The organism is Escherichia sp. MOD1-EC6842 (assembly GCF_002965705.1).
Classification (GTDB): Bacteria; Pseudomonadota; Gammaproteobacteria; order Enterobacterales; family Enterobacteriaceae; genus Escherichia; species Escherichia ruysiae.
The window spans coordinates 76,832-87,352 of sequence record NZ_PTRF01000019.1 but is presented as its reverse complement, the minus strand read 5'-3'; the positions used below and the strand labels follow the sequence as shown (position 1 = coordinate 87,352).

Here is a 10,521-nt window from a genome sequence, read left to right as displayed (position 1 = left end):
GCCAGCGATCGAGTGCGTTACTGCTCCATTGCGCAAGATCGCCGCCAAGTTGCAGAACATAACGGTTGCTCTGAGTGCTCAGTTCATCTGAGCGATCCTTAAAGCGGTTATGTCCGCCAATGTTACGTAACCACAGACTGGTCACTTTCTGCTCGCCGGTTAGCAGGTCGGTGTACTGTGTTTCCCCCAGACGGTCATGCAGCCGGGTATTAAACAGCGTATTTGCAGCCTGAATATTGGCCAGATAGCTACTAATCTCCGGGCGATACTGATGCTTTCTTTCTGGTAGTGGTTCTGGTGAAACGGGGGTATAAGGAGAAGCCGGTGTCGGTGTATCAGGTGGCTCTGGTGAATCAGGTATTACAGGGTCAACAGGTGGTATAAGTGGGGTTTCACTGGTTAAGTACCAGTTCTGATCGTCACTTTTCGTCACGTTGTAATCATAGGCTCCGGCAACAATACGGCCTTCTTTACTAAACGTACCCTCTGATGCCCCCGTTATTTCAACAATGCGGATACCTTCAAGCGTATCGGCGCCCTGACCACCGGCATTATGAACACTCACACGGGTATGACCAGACGTGTTGCCTTTTACAATTAATTTATCGGTCGCAGAATTATCATCGCCGAGTGCGGTACGCATAACTAACAAACCGTTATTAGCGGTGTAATTGCCATTGATGGTGAGTGTGGCAGGCGTGAATTTGTCGCCATTTTTTGAGGACGACAGTGTTGCCGTACCCGCCAAATCCAGCGCATTTAAGGTTTGTGAAAAACCAGCTAAATCAATATTCCCTCCACTGGAGACGACATAACTGGAGTTTGGACTAAAGGTATCGTTGATACCGGCGCGCAGGGTGCCTTTACTAATATTCGTTTGGCCAGAATAGGTATTTGCGCCAGCCAACGTCGTGACTCCGGAACCTACCTGGTTAACCTCGCCTTTGCCAACGATATCTGCTGCCAGGATAAAATCTTCGCTGGAATGGTTGAAATTAATCTGGGCAGTACTGTCCCCGACCTCGCTTCCCATATGGATAATCGGCGTCTTAATTGCCCCCGCTTTTTGCTCGGCTTCTCCCTGCGCTCCACCAATGTTTAGAATACCGGTGCTGGTTTCGTCCATTCCAAGCCAGATAAATTGATTCGCGCTGACCGTGGCATTATTACTCACGGTAAGAATACCCTTTGCTTCGTTCAGCAATGAGCCCAATCCCCCAAGGGAGATAAACTCATTCACGGCTAATGAAGAATTGTCACCATCAACCAGCGTTTCACCGTATCCCGTTCCCTGAAAATTCTCCATATTTCCATTAAAGCCAATGATCATATCTTTTGACGCTGTAAGATGACCGCCATGAGTGATTTCGAGTTTACCCGTCCCCTGATCGCCTACCATCACATACCGTGCGGCAACGGATGATCCCTCACCATCAATAACGACTTGCCCCTGTGCCTGGTAATTAAATTCACCAATTCTGAATTCATTTAAATCGGTGATAGTACTACCGCTAAGTACCATTAAAGTTCCTGAACCGCCATTAGTTCCCAGGTAAATATCGCGTTCATTAGGCGATGCATGACTAAGCGTCAGATGAGTGTTATTTTCTAATTTTATTGTCCCTGACGTCGCATTACCGATTACGATTTTAGCAGTAGTCAGATCCCGCCCGTCTATATTCAACGTTCCTGCACTTGTTGCTCCAACATTAAGATACCGAAACTGGTCCCATACTGGTGAGTTATTTTCTGATGAAGATAAGGTTACGACATCATTATTATTGATTGTCACATCGCTGTTGATAGTGGCTGGTGGTGTCCATGCCTGAGAAATTGGTATTGATAGCACAGTTGAAATAGCTATTGCCAGCGTGGACAAGGGATGCTGTCTGATATTCATAAAGTTAATTTTCATCCTTATGATTTATTTTAAGATAAATAGCGAATCCACAGTAACTACGTAAAAAATTAGATTTTAAGGCCGCTGAATCAGGTTGCTGTTCTGTAAATGAAGGGTAGTGTGTGAGGCCAATAATTATAAATCAGTTTAATTTGTGATTAATTTGATATTAATTTGTTTTGATGGTTTAGGCATTAGGGTGAAAATAAGGTGCATAATTTTACTTAGCGGAAATTTTTAAATGTCTTAAGGCATAAAAATGAGCAAAGAAAAAGCAAAGGAAATCAATAAGATGTTTTTTCGGAATTTTGCGGGGTTAGTAACAGTAACTGATTAATTGCATGTTTATTGTTTGCACATCTTTTTAGATATAAAAAACACCAGGATTATTATCAAAAAATAATGTAAGTCTGGTTTCCATGCATGGGTTATATGCACGTAAATAATAAGATTAAATATTTCCTCATTAAGAAAAGTGCAAAAGTATTCTCTTCTCAGGCAATGTAAATCTGCCCGATACGATAAACGTATCGGGCAGGTGTTTAATTCTCCGGCTTTCTACCTGTCAGTCACCCGATATTCCACGCTATGCGCTTCATCAGGTTGTGGAACTTCCAGCCTTGAGGCCATCCGCATCACCACCGCTTCAGGAACGGCATACTCGCGTCTGGCATTTTGCTGCTTCCATTGCGACCACGGCACTTCCAGATAAACGATTTTTACTCGTGCGCCGTAAGCCGTAAACAGACTGATAAGCTGGCTACGCAGCTGGCGGGTAATGTTCGTTGCATTCCAGACAAACGACTTCTTTTGCCGAAGTCGCACGCGCGCCTCTTCTTTTGCCTGTTGCACAATACGCCCGGTGGCGGTTTTGTCGTCCGGGCTGGCATTGATTCGCCGCCGCATGTCATCAAGGCTGATAACATCCATTCCCTGGCACTGTTCACTGATATAGCGATCTTTGCCCATTCCCGGTAAGCCACACAGCAAAGTAACTTCAAAATGTTCAGCCTCCCAGGGAACAAAATCGGGAGAACTTTGTTCATGGGTCAGGTAATGCCAGCGTGCGGAATCAGAAACGAATGGGCGCACTTTTCCCCAGCATTGTTGCTCCTGGCAAAACAGCACGAACAGATCGATGCGTTCCAGCATTGACTGCTTATCAGGGCAATGACGACCAAGCAGATCGGCACGGGCAAGCAGGGCGAGCAGACGCGTGTCGACGCGCATCGCAGCAGTGAGCAGTAAACGCTCCGGTTCCGGACGTTCCAGTAACCATAGCGGTAACCCATGCAGACGCACCAGTGCAACGATTTGCTCGCGCAGCACAAATGGTGTGGGGATATCGCGCCATAAAATTTGTCGGGCCGTCAGTTCGCCCCGACGAGCGTGGCCAGGCGACTGAATACGTCCGTTTTCCTGCACGGTAGTGCTGCGCTTTTCAACATCATGCAATAACGCCGCCGCCCATAAAACTTCCTGCTGTTGAGCGGGGAGTTGCTGAAATTCTGGCAGAGTAACGAGGGCGTTAAGCACCATTTCGGTATGCACGCCGACGTCACCTTCACCATGATGCTCCGGGTCTTGTGGCGTGTGATGCATCTCCTCAACCCAGCTAAAACGCTGGCGAAGTGTCGACCAGCGTTTATCGTCGGTAAGTCGCCAAATCATGACTGTTCTCCATAAGCGAACTCATGTGCCATCCGCGCCCGACGCCAGTGGCGATTCCAGTGTTCGCTGGTTTTGACATGATTTTTGCGCACGTACTTGAATACATTATGGGGAAAATCGGCAACGGGAAATGCGTCGCGATTTCGGCTGACAATGCCTTCCAGCGTACAGGGTTGCCCGGTTTGCGTATCCCAGGGATCGAACGCGCCGCGCTCACAGGTCAGCGCCAGAAAATCATGTTGCCAGCTTTTTTCATCATTCCCCGGCTGCGGGCCGGAAATTTCCGGGACGCAGGGGAAATCAAACAAGGCGGCGTAAAACTGAACTTCTTCCCAGCTTAACCACATGTCCTGACAGCGAACGGCAAACAGATAAAAATCCTGCTCCAGTGCCCGGTATTCAATGGAGTGAACGGCATAAAGATTTTCGCCAAACAACTCCAGATCGCCGAGATCGTTTTTCAGTAGTTGCCAGCGTTGGCGAATCTTATAGCTCCATGCCGATTCCGTAGGGGCTGCATGGGAACGGGCAAACACGCCGAAGCGATTAAGACAGTTATTTTCGCCGTCGAGTTTTTCAGTATGTACCAGTTGCGAAATTGCCTGCATATCTTGCCAGTAACTGGCGTTAATGCGATCATCGCTGGTGGTGCCAGGGGAGAAAGGGTAGTGCCAGGTTCTCCCGTATTTACGTTGGGTATTCATAATAATCCATTATTTGGTGTGTAATAAATGTACGCCCGCGAGGGTGCGAGTTTTGGGGTTAAAAGAAAAATGTAAGTATCACCCGCGAAAGTGAGGGCGAAGGGAAAAGAGAATTAACAACCTGAACGAATGTTCAGAACCGGTTAATGGTGAATGGAAGAGTGTGAGGCGGCGAGAAGATACACCGATTGAGTGGATAAAACAACCGTTTGCAGAATGAGCAAATAAAAAGGGAGCCGCAGCTCCCTTTGACAACATCAGTGCGCACCGCCTCCGCCGCCACCTGCGCCAAATGGCGGCCTGGCAAACCACACCAGCCCCAGCAGGACGAGGAATATCCCGGCTGACATCCAGAAGATCTCATTGGCGGAAATAATCAACCCCTGATTAGTGATCTGCTGGGCAATCCAGCCGGAAGCTTGCTGTTGCGTCATTCCCAGCCCTTCCAGTTGATGGTACATCGCCTGGGCGTTCGGGTTATACGGATTCACTGATTCGGTCAACTGCGCATGGTGCAGTGACTCGCGGTTAGTCCACATAGTCGTAGTGATTGATGTCCCTATAGACCCCGCCAGCGTTCGCGTAAAGTTGGAGAGACTCGACGCCGCCGCCAGTCGTTCCGGCGGCAAACCAGAGAGCGTAATGGTGGTCAGCGGCATAAAGAAGCAGGCCACCGCGAAGCCCTGGATAAACTGCGGCCAGGCCGATGCACCAAAATCCATACCCGGTTCAAAGGTATAAGCACGCCAGTAAAAGCAAACGGCATACATAATAAAGCTGAAGGTTACCAGCCGACGCATATCCAGTTTATGCGCAAAACGGCCGATAATTGGCGACAGGATCACCGGAATAATCCCTACCGGCGCAGATGCCAGCCCTGCCCAGGTTGCCGTGTAGCCGTAGACTTCCTGCAATAATTGCGGCAACAGAACAATGGCGCCGAAGTAGAGCATGTAGGCGAGGCTGATACACAAGCAACCAATTGTGAAGTTGCGCGATTTAAACAGTGACAGGTCGACTATCGGGTTATCGTCGGTCAACTCCCAGACAATCAGGAAGCTGATAGCCACCACCGCCACCACGGTGAGGATGATAATTTCTTGCGATGAGAACCAGTCCAGCTCTTTACCCCGGTCGAGCATAATTTGCAGGCTACCGATACCAATCACCAGCAGCGCCAGCCCCACGGCATCAATTCGCCGCCTTTCTGTACGGGTTTCGCGTCCGCGCAGGGTTTGCAGTGTCATCAACACCACCGCCACGCCAATTGGCACGTTGATGAAGAATATCCAGCCCCAGTGGTAATTATCACTGATATAACCGCCGAGGATTGGGCCGCAAATTGGCGCGACAATCACCGTCATCGACCACAACGCCAGCGCGATCGAGCGTTTAGCTGGCGGGTAGTTATTCAGTAACAGACTTTGCGAAAGTGGGATCAACGGCCCGGCGACAATCCCCTGAATCACGCGGAAGAAGATCAGCATATTCAGACTACTGGAAACACCACACGCCCACGACGCAATGGCGAAGGCAATGGTTGACCAGAGGAACAGCTTCACTTCCCCGACGCGTTTTGCCAGCCAGCCGGTAAGCGGGATCGAGATGGCGTTTGCCACCCCGAAGGAGGTGATCACCCACGTTCCCTGGCTGAGCGATGAGCCCAGATTCCCGGCGATAGTGGGGATCGCCACGTTAGCAATGGTGGAGTCCAGCACCTGCATGAATGTCGCCAGTGACAGCGCAATCGTCATAATGACCAGTTGCGCGCCTTCCAGCGGTTTTTGCTGTTGCATCACACGCACCTCTGGATTAGCCAGCGTTAGCTTTTACGATATCGTCGATCAGTTTATTGACAGGTGCCAGGCTGATTTCACGCGCGGTACTTACCGCGACCGGCGTAGAACGTACTTTGTTTGCCAGTACCTGACCGTCACGGTTAGTGGTATTGACGCTCACCAGCGTGGACAAACCGATGCGCAGTGGGTATTGCTCAAGCTGTTTTTGGTCCAGTTCAATACGAACAGGCAGACGCTGAACGACTTTGATCCAGTTACCGGTGGCATTTTGCGCCGGAAGCAGCGAGAACGCGCTACCTGTACCCATATCCAGACCGACCACTTTACCGGTGTATTTCACATCATCGCCGTAAATATCAGTGGTGATAGTGACCGGCTGACCGATGCGCATATTGGCAATCTGCGTCTCTTTAAAGTTGGCATCCACCCACATATTGGTAGCCGGAACGACCGCCATCAGCGGCGTCGTTGGGCTAATTTGCGCACCAGGCTGAACGGCTCGGCGGGAGACATAGCCGGTCATTGGGCTGACAATACGGGTACGTTCCAGCGCCAGCCAGGCGTTACGTACTTCAGTAGCGGCCTGTTGCACGGCAGGCTGATCTTCCAGTTTAGTTCCCAGAATCATCGCCTGATTGGCATTGTATTGTTGAATGGCGACATCCAGTTGCGCCTGGGCGCTGGTGACGGCGTCGCGGGCGTGTTGCAGTTCTTCGCGACCAATCAGGTTGGCATTGCCCAGCGGCACACGGCGGTTGTAGTCGCTCTGTGCTTTAGCGAGGGCGATTTTTTGCACCTCAATATTCGCCTGCAACTGCTTGCTGTTAATCATCAGCTGGTGGGTTTGGCGAACGCTGGAAGCCAGTGCAGTTTTGGCTTTTTCAAACGCCTGGCGAGCATCTGTCGGGTCGAGAGTGACCAGCACATCGCCTTCTTTTACAAAATCGGTGTTATCAGCCCAGACTTTCGTCACGCTGCCAGACACCTGAGACATAATTTGAATCTGATTCCCTGCCACGTATGCGTCATCGGTCTCTTCAAAATGACGCAGTACCAAAAACCAATAAATTCCTATCGCTACGGCAATAATGATAAAGAGCAAGGTGAGAAGGAGGAGCAGACTCTTACGTTTGCCGCTCTTCTTTACCGGTTGCTGCGGGTTTTGAGTCTCCGCATTTGCGCTCATATTGTTCTCCACGATCTTCTTAACTCATCGGCTGAGCCGACCTGCTTGCCAAAAAGGCCAGCACGTTGCGATGCTGGCCGGTCAGTTTTTCTTTTATAAATCTGGATTTTTGAGCGAGATGACGCGTTAGCTCATCGCTTCGAGGACCATGCCGTCTTGTTCCATCTGGTCGAGACGGGAGAGCAACTTGCGGGTGATTTGCTCGAGCTGATCTTTTTCGCTAGTGCTGAGCGCGGACCAGAGTTGATGCAGGCAGTTATGCTGCGGCGGTAAAACCTCGCGCAAAAACTCGTGACCTTTTTCCGTTAATTGCAGATGCAGGCAGCGGCGATCGTTGTCGCTTTCACGACGCTCGATCCAACCGCGTTTTTCCAGTTCATCGGCAATACGCGTCGCATTGGTACGGGATGATCCAAGAGCACAACTTAATTCAGAAGGCTGAATACTGTGGTTTTCCTGAGACTCCAGCGTAATCAACGCCATAAACAACGTCTCGTTAATCCCCTGAGCCTTCAGCATTTTATTGCGGTTCTCCAGCAGCTTGCTCTGCATATGCATACAAAGACGGGTCAGAAGGATTTCCTGGTAAGGAAAATCTTCGTGGCGGCTGGCGCGAAATTTTAGCATTTGTTCAATGGGCGTAAACGAACTATCCATTTGGGTATGACCTCATTAATTTCAGCCGATATAGTAACGACAGTGACAAATAAAGTAAATGTATTGTTTTAGAAAATTGATTCTTGTGGGTTATATAATCGCCATCACTTTCCAGGCGAGCCCGTAGGCCAGCGCACTTAGCAGTGTAGGGACGATAATGCTGCGTGTTTTATAGAAACTGGCACCCAGTACCGCGAAGCCAACCAGTGTGGGCACGAAACGGCGTGTATCGTGCATCACTTCTGGTGCGGTAGAGACAACCAGCAGAGCACAAATCGAGGCTATGCCAATGGTGTCGAGCAAAATACCCACCGCACCACGTTTGGTCGGGCGGGCATTACCCACACGCAGGCGCAGCGGCAAATAGCGAAAGCAGTAATTAACCGCGCCAACCAGTAACCCAAGCAGCAGAACCTCATAGCTCATCGGGCGCTCCTTGCCAGAATGCCTGAATTAGCGCAGTGAGGCAGCCACAGACAATGCCTGCCAGAATGGCGACGGGAATAGAAAATAGCGTTACGCCCGCAAGGGCGCCGATTAACGCTGCGGTAACGCAAAGGGATTGTTTGCGCTGGAAAGAGGCGAGCAGAAAACTCATAAAGAGCGCCGGTAGCATAAAGCCTAATGCTGCTTCAACGGCTGGATAACCTTGCAGCAATCCGCTGCCAGAGAATGCCCCTATAACCGTACCAAATACCCACGATGACCATGAACTGAAGGCAATGCCAATCATCCAGTTCTCGCTCCAGCGGCGATTATTGCGTACCAGCTTTGCCGTTGCTGCGGCAAAAACTTCATCCGTCAGGCCAAACGCCCACAATGCAGTTTTCGATTTTTGCAAACGCTGAACAATGCGGCTACGCAACGATGGACCATACAGGATATGGCGAACATCCATTGCCATGACGGTCAGCGCAGCGACCCACAAACTACTCCCGGCTGCCAGCATCGTGGTAATGACGAACTGACTCGCGCCTGCATAAATGATGCAGGAGAAAAAAACGCTTTCGAGAGGAGAAAATCCCAGACGGGTCGCATTCAGACCGAAAGCAAAGGCCACCGGAATATAACTAATAACAATCGGTAAACTGTCTTTGCATCCTTCCATGAAGGTCGCCGAACCTGAAGCAGGCAGAGGAGTAGGGCTTACCATAGAGTGTACGCTTAACGACTGTTAAAATTATAAATGGACTGAATGAATATCTTAACCTTATCAGACTGATGGGCTTCTTAACACCCTTATAAGTGTAAAGCCACGAAAACGGTTGCTGATTGTCTAAATAGCGGCTTCCTGACGATGAAAACCTCGCCACCAGACCAACAGATTAACCAGGGCAATCGTCGCACCAGCCAGGCAAACGCCTGCCCAACCGGCATGTTGCCAGGCTGAGGCCGAAATCAGTGAACCGGCGGCACCGCCAATAAAGTAACTGGTCATATAGCCTGCGGTCAGACGATTACGTGCATCAGGATAAATACGATAAATCACGGTTTGATTGGTGATATGCACGCCCTGTACGGTGAGATCCAGCACCAGGATGCCAATAATCAGCGCCAGCACGGAAGTGTGACCAAACCAGATCGCCAGCCATGAAAGCAACAGCAGCAGTAGGCCGAAAGTTGTTGTCAGGTGCGATTGACCCTTATCGGCAAAACCACCTGCCGGACGTGCGCCCAGCGCCCCAGCGGCTCCTGCAAGGCCAAACAGACCAATCGTTCCATCGCTGTAGTTAAAAGGCGGCGCGGCAAGCAAAAAGGCCATTGATGTCCACAGAATGCTGAAGTTAGCAAAGGTCAGACAGCCCAGTACCGCGCGGGTGCGCAGGATCTTATCGCTGATAAACATGCTGAAAACGGAACCTAACAACTGTGGGTAGTTGAGGTGCGTCTCCGATTTCATCTGCGGCAGGCCGCGCCATAACGCCAGCGCCATTAGCGCCATTAATACTGCTGCGACCCAGAAAACGGTGCGCCAGCCGCCGAGATTTGCCAGCAACCCGGCAACGGTACGCGCCAGCAAAATGCCCAGTAGCAGGCCGCTCATAATTGTGCCAACCACCTTGCCGCGTTTTTCCGGCGAGGCCAGTGTTGCCGCCAGCGGAACCAGAATTTGTGCCACGACCGAGAATAAACCCGTTAATGCCGTACCGAGGATCATCATCGCCAGTGACTGACTGCTGGCGGTAATCAACATACCGCCCGCTGCCAGTAAGGTCATCGAGACAATCAGGCGGCGGCGTTCAAACATATCACCGAGGGGAACAAGAAATAGCAGACCGGCGGCATAACCTAGCTGCGCGGCGGTGACAATAAAGCCCGCTGAACTGGCAGAAAGGGAAAAGTTACGCGCGATAGTGTCGAGCAATGGCTGAGCGTAATAGTTGCTGGCGACCGCCAGACCGGTGGCGATCGACATTAGCACGATCAGCGCCGGGCTAAGCTCGTGATTGGGTTTCGTCATTATTGTTTATCAGGTGATGATGAGTCTGAAAACCAATAATAGCGGATGTTTATGAATGTGGGGTGAAAGATAGATTGTTGAAATGTGCGGTGTGGTTTGTAGGCATGATAAGACGCGTCAGCGTCGCATCAGGCATTGTGTAC

9 protein-coding genes are annotated in these 10,521 nt (G+C 50.5%); all 9 read right to left on the bottom strand.

The window, feature by feature from the left end:
- Positions 1 to 1,900 (bottom strand): autotransporter outer membrane beta-barrel domain-containing protein (locus A7Z29_RS19320; protein WP_105290659.1); only part of this gene is annotated, 1,900 nt, incomplete at its 3' end.
- Between the two features lie 558 nt (positions 1,901 to 2,458).
- Positions 2,459 to 3,571: an ATP-binding protein gene (locus A7Z29_RS19315; protein ID WP_000638289.1), complete on the bottom strand. Its 1,113-nt coding sequence runs from the start codon at positions 3,569 to 3,571 to the stop codon at positions 2,459 to 2,461.
- Complete coding sequence (locus A7Z29_RS19310) at positions 3,568 to 4,275, bottom strand: RNA ligase family protein (RefSeq protein WP_105290657.1); 708 nt, start codon at positions 4,273 to 4,275, stop codon at positions 3,568 to 3,570. The genes A7Z29_RS19315 and A7Z29_RS19310 overlap by 4 nt, the downstream gene beginning before the upstream one ends.
- 257 nt (positions 4,276 to 4,532) lie before the next feature.
- Positions 4,533 to 6,071 (bottom strand): multidrug efflux MFS transporter permease subunit EmrB, encoded by a 1,539-nt coding sequence (gene emrB / locus A7Z29_RS19305; RefSeq protein WP_001516928.1) that lies wholly within the window; start codon positions 6,069 to 6,071, stop codon positions 4,533 to 4,535.
- Positions 6,072 to 6,087: 16 nt separating this feature from the next.
- Entirely contained in the window at positions 6,088 to 7,260 is a 1,173-nt protein-coding gene (gene emrA, locus A7Z29_RS19300; protein WP_032226033.1) for a multidrug efflux MFS transporter periplasmic adaptor subunit EmrA, read from the bottom strand.
- 126 nt (positions 7,261 to 7,386) lie between these two features.
- Positions 7,387 to 7,917: a multidrug efflux transporter EmrAB transcriptional repressor EmrR gene (emrR, locus tag A7Z29_RS19295; protein WP_000378436.1), complete on the bottom strand. Its 531-nt coding sequence runs from the start codon at positions 7,915 to 7,917 to the stop codon at positions 7,387 to 7,389.
- A gap of 90 nt (positions 7,918 to 8,007) precedes the next feature.
- The gene (gene ygaH, locus A7Z29_RS19290) at positions 8,008 to 8,343 is read right to left on the bottom strand and encodes an L-valine transporter subunit YgaH (RefSeq protein ID WP_000119757.1); all 336 of its coding nucleotides are present in this window, start codon (positions 8,341 to 8,343) and stop codon (positions 8,008 to 8,010) included.
- Entirely contained in the window at positions 8,333 to 9,070 is a 738-nt protein-coding gene (gene ygaZ / locus A7Z29_RS19285; protein ID WP_000254578.1) for an L-valine exporter subunit YgaZ, read from the bottom strand. Before ygaZ ends, ygaH begins: the two co-directional genes overlap by 11 nt.
- A 123-nt stretch (positions 9,071 to 9,193) precedes the next feature.
- The gene (locus A7Z29_RS19280) at positions 9,194 to 10,378 is read right to left on the bottom strand and encodes an MFS transporter (protein ID WP_000165720.1); all 1,185 of its coding nucleotides are present in this window, start codon (positions 10,376 to 10,378) and stop codon (positions 9,194 to 9,196) included.
- Between the last annotated feature and the right edge of the window lie 143 nt (positions 10,379 to 10,521).